The 16,109-nt window shown below is 67.8% G+C and carries 13 protein-coding genes; 10 read left to right on the plus strand and 3 right to left on the minus strand.

Annotation, left to right across the window (positions count from 1 at the left end; all coding sequences use genetic code 11):
* The first annotated feature begins 172 nt into the window (after positions 1-172).
* Entirely contained in the window at positions 173-4,042 is a 3,870-nt protein-coding gene (locus BV453_RS05325) for a hypothetical protein (RefSeq protein ID WP_249521045.1), read from the plus strand.
* A 379-nt stretch (positions 4,043-4,421) separates the two neighbouring features.
* Here the strand turns inward: BV453_RS05325 and BV453_RS05330 are convergent, their stop codons facing one another.
* A complete protein-coding gene (locus tag BV453_RS05330; RefSeq protein ID WP_249521046.1) occupies positions 4,422-5,060 on the minus strand; it encodes a TetR/AcrR family transcriptional regulator in 639 nt (212 codons plus the stop codon).
* Between the two features lie 71 nt (positions 5,061-5,131).
* Between BV453_RS05330 and BV453_RS05335 the strand changes: the two genes are divergently transcribed.
* The 9 genes from BV453_RS05335 to BV453_RS05375 all read left to right on the plus strand — a co-directional run bounded on the left by BV453_RS05335 (position 5,132) and on the right by BV453_RS05375 (position 13,738).
* Positions 5,132-6,175, plus strand: coding sequence for an agmatine/peptidylarginine deiminase (locus BV453_RS05335; RefSeq protein WP_249521047.1), 1,044 nt, complete (start codon positions 5,132-5,134; stop codon positions 6,173-6,175).
* Entirely contained in the window at positions 6,172-7,893 is a 1,722-nt protein-coding gene (locus BV453_RS05340) for an amidase (RefSeq protein ID WP_249521048.1), read from the plus strand. The genes BV453_RS05335 and BV453_RS05340 overlap by 4 nt, the downstream gene beginning before the upstream one ends.
* The gene (locus BV453_RS05345; protein ID WP_249521049.1) at positions 7,890-8,993 is read left to right on the plus strand and encodes a C45 family peptidase; all 1,104 of its coding nucleotides are present in this window, start codon (positions 7,890-7,892) and stop codon (positions 8,991-8,993) included. The genes BV453_RS05340 and BV453_RS05345 overlap by 4 nt, the downstream gene beginning before the upstream one ends.
* 19 nt (positions 8,994-9,012) lie before the next feature.
* Positions 9,013-10,656, plus strand: a complete 1,644-nt coding sequence (locus BV453_RS05350) for an amidohydrolase (RefSeq protein WP_025105128.1) — start codon at positions 9,013-9,015, stop codon at positions 10,654-10,656.
* A gap of 69 nt (positions 10,657-10,725) precedes the next feature.
* Positions 10,726-12,189: a cytosine permease gene (locus tag BV453_RS05355; RefSeq protein WP_249521050.1), complete on the plus strand. Its 1,464-nt coding sequence runs from the start codon at positions 10,726-10,728 to the stop codon at positions 12,187-12,189.
* Positions 12,190-12,273: 84 nt separating this feature from the next.
* A complete protein-coding gene (locus tag BV453_RS05360; protein WP_249521051.1) occupies positions 12,274-12,624 on the plus strand; it encodes a hypothetical protein in 351 nt (116 codons plus the stop codon).
* A gap of 8 nt (positions 12,625-12,632) precedes the next feature.
* Entirely contained in the window at positions 12,633-13,088 is a 456-nt protein-coding gene (locus BV453_RS05365; RefSeq protein WP_202976244.1) for a DUF6389 family protein, read from the plus strand.
* A 120-nt stretch (positions 13,089-13,208) separates the two neighbouring features.
* On the plus strand, positions 13,209-13,526 hold the full coding sequence (locus BV453_RS05370) for a hypothetical protein (protein ID WP_085607928.1): 318 nt from the start codon (positions 13,209-13,211) through the stop codon (positions 13,524-13,526).
* Positions 13,526-13,738, plus strand: coding sequence for a DUF2188 domain-containing protein (locus tag BV453_RS05375; RefSeq protein WP_249521052.1), 213 nt, complete (start codon positions 13,526-13,528; stop codon positions 13,736-13,738). The genes BV453_RS05370 and BV453_RS05375 overlap by 1 nt, the downstream gene beginning before the upstream one ends.
* A gap of 3 nt (positions 13,739-13,741) precedes the next feature.
* Here the strand turns inward: BV453_RS05375 and BV453_RS05380 are convergent, their stop codons facing one another.
* Together BV453_RS05380 and helR are read right to left on the minus strand one after the other, a co-directional pair.
* On the minus strand, positions 13,742-13,900 hold the full coding sequence (locus BV453_RS05380; RefSeq protein WP_162817585.1) for a hypothetical protein: 159 nt from the start codon (positions 13,898-13,900) through the stop codon (positions 13,742-13,744).
* A gap of 43 nt (positions 13,901-13,943) precedes the next feature.
* Positions 13,944-16,073, minus strand: coding sequence for an RNA polymerase recycling motor ATPase HelR (helR, locus tag BV453_RS05385; RefSeq protein ID WP_249521053.1), 2,130 nt, complete (start codon positions 16,071-16,073; stop codon positions 13,944-13,946).
* Positions 16,074-16,109 lie beyond the last annotated feature (36 nt).

The following is a 16,109-nucleotide window of genomic DNA, read 5'->3' on the forward strand; positions in this document are numbered from 1 at the left end:
CCGGCCGCGACGATCAGCTCGCAGCCGCCCCCGCGCGGCATCGCCGTAGGACATGTCGGGCCAGCTATAGGCTCGCAGCATCCGGCGCCGGTTCAGGTGTTGGGCGTTGCGTCGACATCGACTGTCGAACACGACATGAGATCGTATCTTCCATGTGAACTTGGAGGCTGGCATGGGCCGGAGTAAGACGAGAAAACCGAAGCGCGCTCAAGCAAAGCCGGCGGCACCCGAACCCGACGAACTTGCTCGAATGTATCGTCGGTTCGACCCCGACCAGCTGTGGGCCACATTATTTGCGGCAGCTTCGTCTCCGTCCGCGCGTCACCGGGCCGTATCAATCGGTGTGGCGCTCGCCGCCAGCCTCCGCGCGAGTTCCGTTTCCAACGAGCGTTCAAGAGAGCCTCTCCCTGACGTACAGGAGTTGGTTGACACGGCGGCTGAGTCCAAGGGCATCGGTGTCATGCACGAGGACTACATTTCGACCGACCCCACCAATGTCGCGACAGTCCGAGTCGATGACGAACTGCTGCGCTATGTGCCAGGTTTGATCGAGAGACCGATAGCCGACCTCTCCCGGGCTCTGCGACTTGCCGACGCGGTAGACGATCGACTTGTGCGGCGGCACAAGTTTGGCATCGCCAACGTTGTCCGAGTAGCGCTCAGGTACGTGGACCACTGCCTGAACACTCTGCTGCCGGAGTGGCAACCGGCTCCGGACATCGAACTCGGCGACGAAATCGAACTTCCAGTCAACGAACTGGACGCCGCAGGCAAGCTCGTTTCCGCTGACCCGATCGAGTCGCTCCAACTAGACCAAGCGGATCTGCTTGCGCTTGAATGGATGACCTCGCCGGCGGTCTCGGCAAAGTACAACCACGAAAGTCCGACGAGTCCCTTCGGGCGGACTCTGCGTTATCGCCTCTCAACCGCTGACCCGCACTATCGATGGCTGCCACCGACCTATGTCCCCGAAGTGCTTGCTCACGCGGTCACGGAACTTGTCGATGACCTTGAACGTGATAGCCACGCTAGGCGAGCGCTCCGGGCTTCCTGCATCGATGCGATCCGCGGCGCACTCTGGCGGTTCTCGAATACCTTGATCGAGGCGCCGCCCAAAGCACCCGATGAGACGCCTCCACTGACAGGGAACGAAATCCAGTGGCTCGTTCCGGTTGACGGGCCAAACTTCATCGCGGTATCGATCCTCTTCACCGAAGACCTTCCTAGAACAGGGCCGTCGTCGCCAGCGTGCGTAACGCTGGCAGACCGCCTCCGGGACCATGACCCGTCCGACGGCCCGATCTCGGCACAGATCGCTGGTGGTGGCACCATCAAATTGCTCCCCGGCGCAAGCGTTGTTCCTCTTGTCATCGTCGCAGGCGCATCCCATCTAATGGTGCCTCAGGCTCCTGGCCAAGCAACCCTGGCACTGGAAGACCTCACCTGGATTGCGGAGACAGCAACAGCTGACGACGACCTGTATCGATTCGTCCGTGACTTGAGCTCACCAGAATTCCCATCCAACTTCGGCTGGGAAGCAATTGACTACTGGGAACCATGGAGGACAAACGACAAGACCTTCTTCAAAGGCGGGATCAGTCCAACACACATGTACTTCGAGGCGCACGCAGGAGAAGCCGAGTGGGAGCGCGCGGTCGCTCTCTCGCGCTTAGAAGTCGCGCTTCATGGAACAGGGCTACCGCCGCTACGGCACGCGGAGATGGCCGAAATCTCATCCGGCAACGTCGCGTCCGTATCGTTCCTTGGCCCCGAGAGCGAATACGACTATCGACGGGGAACCCACCATGCACCTAATCGCATCGGCTGGTCCCTGCCTCTCATCACGCCTCCGATCGCAATCGTCAGGTCCGACCCGGACTGGACGGACGGCCAGGAGTATCGGTTCCTGTTCGACGTCTGTGGGGGCCTCATCTTCGCCTTCGACGCAATCGGTGAGTCGTGGCGACGTGCGCACGAAGACCTCGGAACCCGCGGATACCGGCTCTGGCTTCGGGCGGTTGAACGAGGCGATGAAGTGGTTGAGTTCTCATCTTCGCGGACTCGAACGGAGGGTGCTCCGCGCGTGGCGCTCTGGAGTTTCGACCTGGAGGAGTTCGTGCAGCAGGCGGACGGCAAGCCCTTGGCAGCCAATGCGCTCACAGCCAACGTCCTCGAACAGCTTCTTGCGTACGGCGGCGTCGGTGACAGTGTTGCGCAAGAGATCGGACGCGAATGGCTCACCTGCCGACCATTCCTGATACTCGAGACGAAGACCGCGCGAACCAAACTCAACCATCTGCCGAGGCCCTGGCAGCTGAGCTCGTCTGACGAATCAGCGGCAACTGCATCTTTCGCCCGTCGCTTGCACGCGACGGGCATACAACCCGGCGAGTACCGTGGAATCGAAGCTAATGCGCTAGTCAGAACCCATCTCGCGCCCGCAGCTCTGGAACAGCTCAACGATCGTATTGCGTTGCACAACACCGATGTGATCGTCGCCATGGGGATGGAGCAACTCAATCGTGTCTATGACCACCTCCAGGAAGAACAAGGAAACCTGACCCGCGTCGCCCAGAATCTGAGCACGGAGTGGGATCCAGTGGCGCGCATGGCCGAGCTTGCCAGCGAAACGCTCGAACTACGGCAGTGCAACGAGATCATCGTCGAAGCCGCATTGAGACTGGACCCGGATGTTGATGGGCAACAGCCTGTTACGGCTCAGAGCTGGAGTGCGCTCCTAGCTGCCGCAGATGCATATCGCACAATGACGACGTTGAGCGAGCGGCTGCACCACCGGGTTGCTCCCGCGATCATCGAGATCAGTTCTGCATACGAGCTCACCTTCAGAGACGACGATCACGTGACTGATGATTCATGGGTGCTGGAAAGGGGATCTTTCAACACGGCGGCAGCCACTATCCGCCTCGGACCGGTACTCGATGACGACGAGGCAGGCGCAGGAGGAGTTGAGGACGCCGTTGACCCGGCGATGCTGGAATCCTTCGGTGCGTCCACGTCCGATCTCTTCATAGTCTTGATGGCACTTGCACAGTGGGATTCGTTCGACGATGGCAGAAGCATCACATTTGCCTCAGAGGACGAGGTTCTTGGCTGGGTCTTTGAAGCAGCCGGTGATCCCGGTGAAGAGCAGCAGTTGCGTCTCCGGCACGCATTGCAAATGCTCACAGTGTCCTCAGATCTTCTGCGATCCAGTAGTTGGGAGCCGTGGCAGACACGGACCCGCAGGCATCGTCTACTTGTTCAGCCGCTTGTAAGACGTGCGGATGGCGCCATCCTGATCGCTCCGCAGTATCTCCTGACAACCCTGAGCGTCTACAACAATCACCTGACGCAGGGCGTTCTTCCCTGGACGGGCGAGGTGCCTGACAAGGTGTCCAAGGCTCTTGCTGAGAGACGATCGGGGAGGAACAAGGCGTTCGAGCGAACACTTGAGCGGCAGCTTCAAGAAGTTGGGTTCAAGACCATCGCGCGCGTCAAGCCTGGCGACCACGCTCGTCTGGGCGTCCCGGAGCTGACGACAGAAGTCGACCTTGTTTGTGGACGTGGCGGCGATCCGAATATCTGGTTGATCGAGGCGAAAGACCCCGCATCCGTTTATGGCTTTGCGGAGACAGCGCGCCAGCTGCGGACCTTCTACAGCGACTCGGAGAACAAAGGCAGGGTTAAGCCTTGCTATGCCACTCAGCTCGCGCGGAAGGAAGCAGAGTTGAAGCCGAATCTTGAAGATATAGCGAAGAAGCTCGGTCTGGAGCCAATGCCGGATCAGGGCGCCTACGTTCTTCAGACACGATTCGTTACTCGCCATCTAACGCCAGCCGGCTACTGGGTCTCGCGCCCATACGAGGTGCTCACGGCGTCGCAGCTCCTTGCTGCACTTGGTGAAGGCAGCGAGGCCATCGCTCAGGCCGCGAGAGACCTGGATTCGTCCCCGTCAGTCGGTTCGGCGATGCCGAGAACTGGTGATCAGCGTCATGACCAGAATCCTGCAGATTGTTCGGCATCACCCGATGTTCCTCGGTAGTGTCGTTGTTACGAGAAGCGCGGAAAGCACGGTTTCTCGCCCGATCGACGTTCAGGCGCCATGGGCAACGAGCGTTCAAATGTACTTGGTTCGGGTGGTGCGCTCGATCCAGCAGGAACCCACCTAGATCACCCGCCACGACCCGCCACCAATCGGCTTCACTCGCATCAAGCGAACCGCCCGGTTCCCTGTAAACACAGGGGAATCCGCGAGTTCCCGAGGCGATCGGCGGAGACCGGAAATTGACCGGATCCTCTAAGCGGTCGCAGGTTCAAATCCTGTCAGCCCGACCATTGAGGGCCGGAATCTCGCAAGAGTTTCCGGCCTGGGATCGCCGAGGGCGCCAAGAGGGCACGCCTGATGCCACCCTCTGCGACCGTCAGTGCGTCCGAAGAAGCTCCGCGATCTTCCCTGGGGCCGCGCCGACCAGCGTCTCGCAGGCCTGTGTCAACCGAGCGGCGAACAGCGCGGCGTCGGTACGGCGGGTCAGCGCATGCGCTGCGATGCCGTCGATCATGGCGAGGATCTGCCAGGCCACGGCATCCGTGTCGTCGGTGCGGAACACGCCGGAGCGCCGGCCATCCTCGATGAGCTGCGCGATGAACGACTGCCAGGCGCTCATCTGCTCGTCGATGGCCACCGACAGCGCCGCGCTGCCGCGGCCGAGGGACCAGGCGTCCACCCACACGAGCGTGATGTCGTCGTGATCGCTGCTGAGGACCGTGGAGATCATCCGCGCCATCCGTGCCGCCGGCTCGCTCTCGGTCTCGGCCTGGGTGCGGACGTCGTCCAGTTCGGATGCCGTGAGCTCGCGGAAGGTGCGCGAGACCAACTCATCCATGCTCGATGCGTAGTGCGAGACGAGCCCCGGCGCCACCCCTGCCCTGCTGGCGACCGCCCGCAGCGTCAGTGCGGACAGTCCCTTCTCCCTGGCGATCGCGATCGCGGCGTCGTAGATCTCGCCAGCGCGCTGCTCCGGCGTCTTCCTGGTTCGTGGACGCGTATCGGATGTTGACATGGTGCCTCAGTGTAGGAACATTCCTGTATTGGTCATGTGACCAACAAGCCGTTGTCGGCAAAGGAGATGACATGGGCTGGCGGATGCCGCACGAGGGCGATCGGCACGAACGCACCTGGATGGCGTTTCCGCGCGTGGGCGTCACCCTGGGCGACGGTGCCGCCTGGCGCGACACCGCGTACCGCGCATGGACCGACGTCGCCCTGGCGATCGCCGAGTTCGAACCGGTGACGATGGTCGTGGACCCGACCGAGATGGCGCGGGCGCGGGACATGCTCGGCTCGGCCGTCGAGATCGTCGAGTCGCCGCTGGACGAGTTCTGGATGCGCGATTTCGGCCCGACCTTCGTCCTCGACGACGATCGGCCCGGCGTCCTCGGCGCGGTCGATTGGATCTTCAACGGCTGGGGTGCGCCCGCATGGGCCGAGTGGCAGGTGTCGGCCGGCATCGCACGCATCGTCGCCGCACACGTGGGAGCGGAGCACATCAGCTCGGTGCTCGTGAACGAGGGCGGCGGTATCCACGTCGACGGCGAGGGCACGGTGCTGCTCACCGAGACGGTGCAGCTCGACCCGAACCGCAACCCCTACGCCGACAGAGGCCGCGTCGAGGCCGAACTCGCACGCACGATCGGCGCGACCACAGCCATCTGGCTGCCCCGAGGCCTCAAGCGCGACTACGACGAGTTCGGCACCAACGGACACGTCGACATCGTCGCCGCGTTCGCCGCTCCGGGCCGGGTGCTGCTGCACCGCCAGAACGACGCGGGACACCCCGACCACGTCGTCACGCGGGAGCTGAAGGCGTTCCTGCAGGACCAGTCGGATGCCGCGGGCCGCCCGCTCGAGATCATCGACGTCCCGGCCCCCGAGACCCTCCGCGACGACGACGGCTTCGTGGACTGGAGCTACATCAACCACCTCATCGTGAACGACGCCGTGATCGCGTGCGGGTTCGGTGAGGACGCCGCTGATGCCCGCGCGCGGGACATCCTCGGATCCGCGTACCCCGGGCGACAGATCGTGACCGTCGACGCGCGCCCGATCTTCGCGCGCGGCGGCGGCATCCACTGCATCACTCAGCAGCAGCCGGCCACGAGCGAGGCACCCGCATGATCGACGTGGTCGAAGCATCCATCGCGGACCTGCGGCGAGCGCTGGAGACCGGTGCCGCCACGAGCGTCGCGCTGGTGCAGGCCTATCTCGCGCGCATCGACGCGTACGACGCACCCGGCACCGAGACCGCGCTCAACGCGGTCGTCGTCCGCAACCCCGACGCCCTCGCCGAAGCCGCGGCGTCCGATGGCCGCAGGGCGGCCCGGCGATCGCTCGGCCCGCTGGACGGCATCCCGTACACGGCGAAGGACAGCTACCTCGTCACCGGGCTCACCGCGGCATGCGGTTCCCCGGCGTTCGCGGATCTGGTCGCGCAGCGGGACGCGTTCACGATCGAACGGCTCAGGGCCGGCGGGGCGATCTGCCTCGGCCTGACCGACATGCCGCCGATGGCGAATGGCGGGATGCAGCGCGGTGTGTACGGACGGGCGGAGAGCCCGTACAGCGCCGACTGGCTGACGAGTGCATTCGGATCCGGCTCCTCCAACGGATCGGGCACCGCGACCGCCGCGAGCTTCGCTGCCTTCGGACTCGGCGAGGAGACCTGGTCGAGCGGTCGGGCACCGGCGTCGAACAACGCCCTCTGCGCATACACGCCCAGCCGCGGCGTCATCTCGGTGCGCGGCAACTGGCCGCTGGTGCCCACGATGGACGTCGTGGTGCCGCATACCCGCACGATGGCCGATCTCTTCGAGGTGCTCGACGTGATCGTCGCCGACGACGCCGACGTCCGCGGCGACTTCTGGCGCGCCCAGCCGTGGGTGCGTATCCCTGCCGCATCCGAGGTGCGTCCGGCGTCGTACCGAGACCTCGCCGCGGCCGACCCTCGTTCCGCTCTCGCCGGCCGCCGCTTCGGGGTGCCGCGCATGTACGTCAATGCCGATCCGGATGCCGGCACCGGCACCACCATCGGAGGCGCGACCGGACAGCGCATCGTGACACGGGCGTCCGTCATCGAGCTCTGGGAGCAGGCACGTCGAGACCTCGAAGACGCCGGCGCCCACGTGGTCGACGTCGACTTCCCGGTCGTCACCAACTACGAGGGCGACCGCGCCGGGGCGCCGACCGTGAGCACCAGGGGACTGGTGTCCGAGCGGTTCCTGCGCTCCGAGATCGAGGATCTCTCGGCCTGGGCGTGGGACGACTTCCTGCGCGCGAACGGCGACCCCGCGCTCGATCGGCTCGACCTCGTCGACGGCGCGCGCATCTTCCCGCATCCGGGAGGCGCCCTCCCGGATCGCTACACCGGCTTCGATGACGAGATCGCCGAGTATCCGGCCTTCGTCCGCGAGCGCCCGTACGCGTCATTCACCGACATCCCGCATCTCGAGGAGGGTGTGCGCGGGCTCGAGGAGACCCGCCGCGTCGACCTCGAGGAGTGGATGGACGCGCTCGGCCTCGACGCCGTGATCTTCCCCGCGGTCGCCGACATCGGCCCCGCCGACATGGACGTGAACCCGGCATCCGCCGACGCCGGTTGGCGCAACGGGGTGTGGGTCGCGAATGGAAATCTCGCTATCCGTCATCTCGGCATCCCGACCGTCACGGTGCCGATGGGCACGACGGCAGACATCGGGATGCCGGTGGGGCTGACCATCGCGGGCCGCGGCTGGGACGACACCGCCCTGCTGCGCCTCGCCGCCGCGTTCGAGGCGACCGGCGAGCGCCGCACTGCACCGCCGCGCACTCCCGCCCTTCCCGGAGAGGAACTCTCGTGACGTCGCCCTTTCCGCGCCCGGAGCGGCGCTTGCAGATCACGGCCGATGCCTCGGATCCGCTCCAGCGCGGCGTCGAGCGCGGCATGCAGCTGCGGGAGACTCTGCCCGGCACGATCGACGCGTATGATCGGCTCTTCCGCCTCGGCGCCGTCGACGAGAAGACCGTGCGCGACGACGCCGAACGGCTGCTCGACGCGGTCGACGCCCACCGTCCGGCGCTGCGCGCGCAGATCGAGGGCATCGCCGCCGGTGCGGATGCCGAGATCTGGCGCGTCGCAGCCTTGAACGGGCGAACGGAGATCCTGTCCCGCAGCGTCGCCGTACCGCCGGGGGAGTGCTCGACCATCGTGCGCTCGATCCGCGATGCGGACGGCCGCGCGCGCACCCTCGGCGTGCAGACGTGGGACTGGCACATGGAGATCGCGCCGTACTGGCACACGATCATCTCGCGCGGCGGCGTCCACGACTACGCCGGGCTCACCGAATGCGGCATCCTCGGCAAGATCGGCCTGAACAGCGCCGGCGTCGCGCTGCACTTCAACATCCTCGGGCACCGGTCCGACCGGCCCGAGGGCATCCCGATGCACGTGCTCGCCGCTCTCGTGCTCGAGGAGGCCTCCAGTGTCGCGCACGCCGTCGAACTGGTGCGCGAGGCGCCGGTCACGAGCTCCGGCTCGTTCGCGCTCTTCGACGCCGCGGGCGACGCCGTGCTGCTCGACATCAGCCCTGAAGGCGTGTTCTCCGCGCCCGCTATCACGGAGGGAACCTGGCTGCGCACGAATCACTTCCTCACCGAAGCGCCGGCGGCGCACGAGAAGACCTGGCTGTACCAGCCCGACTCCGGTCAGCGCTGGGACTTCCTGCGGGGCCGACTGCTGTCGGCCAGCGCACCGACGGATGCCGAGCAGCTGCGCGCGATGCTCGTGACCGGCGACCGCGAGCCTCCGGTGACCTGCGTACCCGACCTCGCGCTTCCGATGGGACAGCGGTGGGCCAGCCTGGCCACCGTCGTGCTCGACCCCGTCGGTCGTCGGGCCGACGTGCTCGACGGCACTCCGGCTGAAACCGCCACCCGCCCGCATCTGGCGCTCGCGCTCTGACCCGATCGAAGGGACCACCATGACCGACACCGCCACCGTCTATCGCAACGCCACCGTCTTCGACGGGTTCGCGGATGTTCCGGTGCAGTCCGCGTTCGCCGTGCGCGGCGATCGCATCCTCGCTGTCGGCACGGAGACGGAGGTCCGCTCCGCGGCAGGTGAGGGTGCCGCGGTCGTGGACCTTGACGGGGCCTTCGTGATGCCCGGTGTCATCGAGGCGCACGCGCACCTGGCGATGTTCGGCCACGCGCAGGGCAAGGTGCAACTCCGCGACTGCACCTCGGTGGCACAGATCCAGCAGCGGCTGCTCGAGGCGCGGGGGATGAACCCGGACGCGACGATCATCGAGGGCGTCAGCTGGCTGTTCGATGCGCTGCCCGACGGCGTCACCCAGCCGACCGCGGCGATGATCGACGAGGTGATCGACGACATCCCGGTCTTCCTCGACGCGAACGACCTGCACAGCACCTGGGTGAACACAGCCGCGCTGCGCGCTGCCGGAATCGACCGCGACACCGTCGACCCGATCGGCGGCCAGGTCGTGCGGGGCGAGGACGGAGAGGCGACCGGGTTCCTGCTCGAGACCGCGGCCATGGATCTGCTCGCGGACTATCTCGACGGCATCCGGACCGAGGAGGAGGTCGACGGCCACCTGGAGCTCGCCTTCGCCGCGTACCTGGCGGCCGGCGTTACCGGCGCCGCCGACATGGGGATGACGGAGCAGCCGATGGCGGCGCTGCGGCGTCGGCTCGACCGCGACGGTCGGCTGCCGTTCCCGGTCACCGCGCACTGGTGGCTGAGCTCGACCGGCGACCCGGCATCCGATCTCGCCCAGGTCGAGCGTGCGGTCCAGCTGCGTGACGAACTCGAGGCCACGGGCACGCCGTGGCTGAAGGTCGTCGGGGTGAAGTTCATCCTCGACGGCGTGATCGACGCGTGCACCGCCGCGATGGTGCGCCCGTACGCCGACGGCTCGAACGCCGACCCGATCTGGAGCCGCGAGGCCGCGACGCCGGTCGCGATCGCCGCCGACCACGCCGGCCTGCAGCTCGCGATGCACGCGATCGGAGACGCGGCGAGCGCACTAGCCGTCGACCTCGTCGAGGCCTGTGAGCGGGCGAACGGCACCGGCACCGCCCGCCGCCCGCGCATCGAGCACCTGGAGTCGGTCGCGCCCGAGACGGTCGCACGGATGCGCGCGCACGGCATCGCGGCATCCATGCAGCCGGTGCACTGCGACCCCGCCATCCTGGACAACTGGATGGCGATGCTCGGAGATCAGCGCGCCGAGGACGGCTTCCCGTGGAACTGGTTCCGCGACGTCGATGTTCCCATCGCGCTGGGTACCGACGCCCCCACCGCACCCCACGAGGCTCTGCACAACCTGTTCATCGCGATGTCCGGGCGATCCTCGATCGACCGCGCGCTGCCGCCGTACCACCCGGAGCGTGCGTTCACCGCCGCGCAGGCACTCGCTGCGGCGACGTCCGGCGCGGCCCACGTCGGCGCGATCGACGACGCCTACGGCCGGATCGCGCCCGGTTTCTTCGCGAACGTCGCCGTGCTGGACATCGACCCGCTGTCCGCGCCGACCGACGACCTGCTCACCGGTGCCGTGCTGCTCACCCTCGTGCACGGCGAGGTCGCCTACCGGCGGCCATGAGCTCCCGCTCCTGAATCCCGAACGCCCCCTGCAGTGACGCAGGAGGGTGCCCGTCCTGGAAGGACCGTCATGTCCGACACATCCGCCATCCCCGCTCCTGGTGCCGTCGCGCCCGGATCCGAATCCGACTTCGTCGACTCCGCGAGCACCCCCGAGACGCGGGGCATCGAACTCATCACCGACGCCCAACGGCACGGGAGAGCGCGCGATCTGTTCTTCGTCTGGAGCGCACCGGGCGTCAGCGTGCTGAACATCACGGTCGGCGCCTCGATGACGCTCGTGCTCGGCCTGGAGATCTGGCAGGCGCTGCTCGTGATTCTGGCATCGAGCGCGCTCGCTCTGCTGCCGGGTATCGTCGCCATCTCCGGACCGGCAGCCGGCACCTCCGGCTCGGTGGTCCAGCGAGCGATCTACGGCATCCACGGCAACAAGATCGTCATCGCGTTCTACGGCTGGTTCATCTCGGGCGTCTTCCTCGCGCTGAACTGGGTGGCGGCGTCATTCATCGGCGGCGAACTGCTCGTGCGGTGGGGCTTCCCCGATCCGATCGCGGCATCGATCCTGGTGGCGGTCGTGGTCTCGACGATCACCGTGGTCGTCGCCGTGTACGGTCACGCCCTCATCCTGAAGGCCTACCTGGCGATCTCGATCGGGCTGTTCGTGATCTTCGCACTCGTCATCGGCTTCATCGCCCCCGCGCTGGATGGGGGATTCGCGCAGCCCGAGCCGCTCAGCGGGCTGCCGCTGTGGGTGAGCGTCACGATCGCGTTCGCGCTGATGGCATCGTCGCCGCTGTCGTTCAGCAACAGCGCCGACATGGCCCGTTATCTGCCACGCGACACCAAAGCGTCCGGCATCATCGGCGCGACCGCGCTGGGACAGCTCTTCCCCGCGGTGCTCATCACCGCCTTCGGCGTCGTGCTGGGCGGCTCCATCGGGCCGGACAGTCTCGCGAACGGCATCGAGTACTCCCTGCTCGAGAAGCTGCCGGTGTGGCTCGCCCCGCTGTTCGTGCTCGGCGTTCTGGTGAACTGCATCTCGCTCAACGGCATGACGACCTACACGGCGAGCATGGCCCTGCAGTCGATCGGCGTGCCGATCCGCCGCATCCCCTCCGCGATCCTCATCGGTGCGCTCGGCTGCGCGTTCACGATCGTGCTCGTCGTGGCATCCGACCTGATCAGCGCCGTCAACCTGATGCTGCAGTTCCTGCTGATCATCTCCGTGCCCACGATGGGCGTCTACGTCGCCGACATCGTCCTGCGCCGCAACCGGTACTCCGGGACCGACCTGTTCGACGAGCGGCCCGGCGGCAGGTTCTGGTACACCGGCGGCTTCGGCATCCCGGGTCTCGTCTCCGTGGTCGCCGGTGGCTTCGCCACCGCGATGTTCCTGTCGACGACCGTGTGGACCGGCCCGCTCGGCGCGGCGCTGGGCGGGCTCGACCTCTCGGTGCCGGTCGGGCTCCTGGTCTCGGTGGGCCTGTACGCCGTGCTCGCAGGACGGACAGTGCGCACGCAGATCGGCGGCTGAGCCCGGCGACCTTCGCGGTTGCTCTCTTCGGCCTCGGGCGTCAAGGGGGTAGGGCGCCGTCGTCCCCCGTCCTACCGTTCCCCCATGGCTATCGAACTGAACCGACCGGCGCTCAAGCTCGCGCGTTCCCTCGTCCGCGACGGCAAGGTCGTGCGGGACGAACGCGACGACTGGTCCGAGGCGGCGCCCAGCGCGGAAGACGAGAACCGCTTCATCGACGAGCACGGGTGGACGGAGTTCGCCCACTGGCACCTCGGCATCGACAAGAGCGAGAACCCCGAGACGAAGAAGGCGTACAGCTTTCCCTTCGGCGACTTCCGGAAGGTGCGTCGTTCCGGCGTGATCTCGGGGGAGAGCCGCGCCGGGCAGTATGACCACACGGAGATCAGGGACGAGCTGCGGAAGCTTCTCGAGCTCATCGACTCCGAGGATTGACGCCTTCCATGAGCGCTCCGGAGACAGCAGAGCAGGCGGACGGCACCGAGCCCTACGCCCGCGCCCTGCGAACCGTGCTCGACCGGGAGAGCGAGCGCGTCGCCGCCGCGCTGGGTGCCCTACATCGGGCCGCCGTCGAAGCGGAGAGCGGTGTGGAAGCGATCCTCATCGACGTCTTCGTCGACCAGGACGGCGAGGGCCCCTTCGACGTCTGGGCGCGGTTCGACGGGGCCGACGCCTTCGACCTGGACCGGCGGTTCGACGACCAGCGCCACCTGTTCGGTGTGGAGTGGACCGCGGACGGCTGGGAGCCCGCGGTGCCCTCGCGCCCGCGCGGATGGACGCGGGATCGCCTGGAGGAAGCCGTCCTCGTGGTCGTCGCCGAATGGATAGAAGGCCTGCTCCCGGCCGGCGCGAGGGAGGGCCTCTTCTGGGTGGGTGCTCCCGATCTCGGCTACGCCTGACCCGCTCCTGACCGTCCCATCCGGCTCCGAAACCTAGCTGCTCGGCAAGGTCTCCTCAAGCCCCTCGGCCACTCTGATCCCAGCCGGGAGACTGGGGGCAGCCCGATCGAAGGAGGAGACATGGAATCGACACCCGACGACGTCGGCGGTCAGCCGCTGCGCGACGGCGACGCGACCACCGAGGCCGACCCGAGCAACGATCCCGCGCAGGCGGAATGGGAGCGCACGGAAGCCCTCGACGAGGGTGCGGCACCGGAGGATCTGGAGGCGTCGACCGCCACCGGTCGCGATCCCGACGAGATCCCCGACCCCGACGATGAGGTGCCGGCGGAGGACCTGCCGGGTTCCGCCCCGCAGCCCGAGAGCCAGGGGGAGGACCCGGTCCTCGCCGACCTCGGCGACGAGGGGCAGGGCGACCTGGGGCCGGGGGACCTCTGATGGCCGTCACGGCGGTCGTCACCCGGTCGAAGAACGGGCAATGGGTCAACGAGGTGGACGGCGCCCCCGAGCTCTCTCGCAGCTACACCAGCCGCGACGAGGCGATCGAAGAGGGGGAAGCTCTCGCGGCGGAGCACGGTGCCCGCCACGAGATCGAGCACAGCGAGCCGACCGGCACCATCACCGACGGCGGCGCACCCGACGACGCCTGATCGTCACCGCCGCGGCGTGAACTCGTCCGGAGCCTCCGGCTCCTCGACATCCTGCGCCTGCTGGAGGTGTCCGCAATCCGGGCACCTCCAGCCACCGGGGATGGCGAGCATCACGACATCGTCCTCCGGGCAATGCGGTGCCGCCCCCTCGCCGTTCGTCATCGCCCCAGGCTAGAGCGCCCGGTCCGCCAGGACCAGGGGGTGCTCACCGCAGGATGACGAGCTCCCGCGTCGTACGGGTCATGGCGACGTAGCGGTCGACCGCTCCCGTCCGGCCCTCGCCGAGCGCCTCCGGGCGCACCAGGACGACGAGATCGAACTCGAGTCCCTTCGCCCCTTCCGGGCTCAGCGCGCGCACCCGGGGCCGCGGAGCGAACCCCGGGTCGCCGATGACGGCGGCGACTCCCTCCGGGTTCGCTGCGAGCCATTCCGCCACCACCTCGTCACGCTCGACGGCGTTCCCGTGCCGGACCGGAATGCCGCTCTCCCGCACGGACACCGGGACGTTGGCATCGGGCAGGGCCTCGAGGATGCTCGGTGCGGCGACCGCCATCACCTCCGTGGGCGTGCGGTAGTTCACCCGGAGCGAGGAGACCCGGACGTTCCGCAGGCCGAGGCGTTGCAGACGCTCGCTCCACGACTCCGTGAACGCCCTCCGTGCTTGGGCTCGGTCGCCCACCACCGTGAAGCTGCGGGACGGACACCGTGCGATCAACGTGCGCCACTGCGCGTCGGTGAGCTCCTGTGCCTCATCCACGACGATGTGCCCGAACGGGCCGGCGAGCTCGTCCGGGGGGAGCGGAGGAGGAACGTCCGCTCCGGCGAGCACGGTCCGCGCGTCGGCGCCGCGCAGGATCGACATCACCTTCATCTCGCTGTCATCGCTCTCGACGAGGTGGTCGACCACGGCCGACATCTGCTCCCGCGCCGCCGCGGCCGCGACCTGCCGGCGGTGCTGCTCCCGCACGGCCTCCGGGTCGCCCAGCCGACGGTGCGCGGCATCGAGCAGGGGAAGGTCGGCGTCCGTCCACGGCGCCCCCTCTGCGCGGTGCAGCAAGGCGAGCTCCTCCGCCGGGAGATCCGGCGCGCACTGGGAGAGCAGCGCCGGAGACGCCCACAGGGTGGCGACCACCGCCGCCGGAGAGAGCAGCGGCCACGCGCGTACGAACGTCGTCGTGAGATCGTCGTCCTGCCGCAGCCACCGACGGACGGAGGACTCCGGGACCTCGGGATCATCAACCTGGTCCACCAGCATCTCCAGCACCTCCTCCCACACCTCGTCACGAGCCTCGTTGTGCGGCGAGGCGGGATCCGCACGGGCGAACAGATCGGCCCAGTCCTCTCGGCTCACCCAGAGATCGGCCCACGGCGCCTCGATGCGGAGCGCGTGCATCGGCGGCCGGGTGAGCTCGGAGACCGCCGCCGCGATCACCAGCTCCGGGTCGAGGCTCTGCTTGAGCTCGGCCACGCGGGAATCCGTCTCCGCGATCGCGCCCGCGCCCTCGGGAGTGAGATCACGCAGAGTGCACAACCGCACCGTGTCCTCGCCGAGGCTCGGCAGCACGTCCTCGACGTAGCCGAGGTACTGCGGGTTCGGTCCTACGAGCAGCATGCCCCCGGCGCCGGTGGTCAGCCGCGGCTCGGCGTACAGAAGGTGCGCCGCCCGGTGCAGCGCGACGACGGTCTTCCCGGTGCCGGGGCCGCCGTCCACGACCAGAGCGCCGGGCGAAGGGGCGCGCACGATGGCGTCCTGATCCGCCTGGATCGTCGCCAGCACGTCCCGCATGCGCCCGGTCCGGTGTGCGTCGAGGCTCGCGAGAAAAGCGGACTGGTCGTCGAGGGAGGCGGCGCCGTCGAGGCCCTCGGGGGACAGCGCCTCGTCCCAGTAGTCCGTGATCCTGCCTCGGTTCCACCGGTACCGTCGCCGGGAGAGGAGGCCCCGGGGGTCTTCCCAGGTCGCGGCGAAGTACGGTTCCGCTGCCGGAGCCCGCCAGTCGACCAGCAGGCGGATGCCGTCCGCATCGGACACCCCGGCGCGACCGATGTACACCGGCGGTCCGGCCGCCGGGGTCATCCGGCCCAGGCACATGTCGATGCCGTACCGCTCCCGCAGGCGCAGCGTCGCGCTGAGGCGGCGGATCTCCAGGTCGCGATCGACCGCCGTGACGCCCGCGTCGGCGGCCTGCCGGCGCACGAGGGCGAGACGAGCGGTCAGGGCGTCCTGTTCCCGGGACAGAGCGGCGCCGAGGCGCTGGAGGTGGGCGCGGTCGGCGGCGATGAGGTCGTCTGCGGATTTCGCCGCGTGGTCGTCGGACAGATCAAAGGGGTCGAGCACGGGACATCTCCTTCGCGAGGGCATGCGGGGGCACGC

Origin of the sequence: Microbacterium sp. ER1, from assembly GCF_023383675.1 — a bacterium.
Taxonomy (GTDB): domain Bacteria; phylum Actinomycetota; class Actinomycetes; order Actinomycetales; family Microbacteriaceae; genus Microbacterium.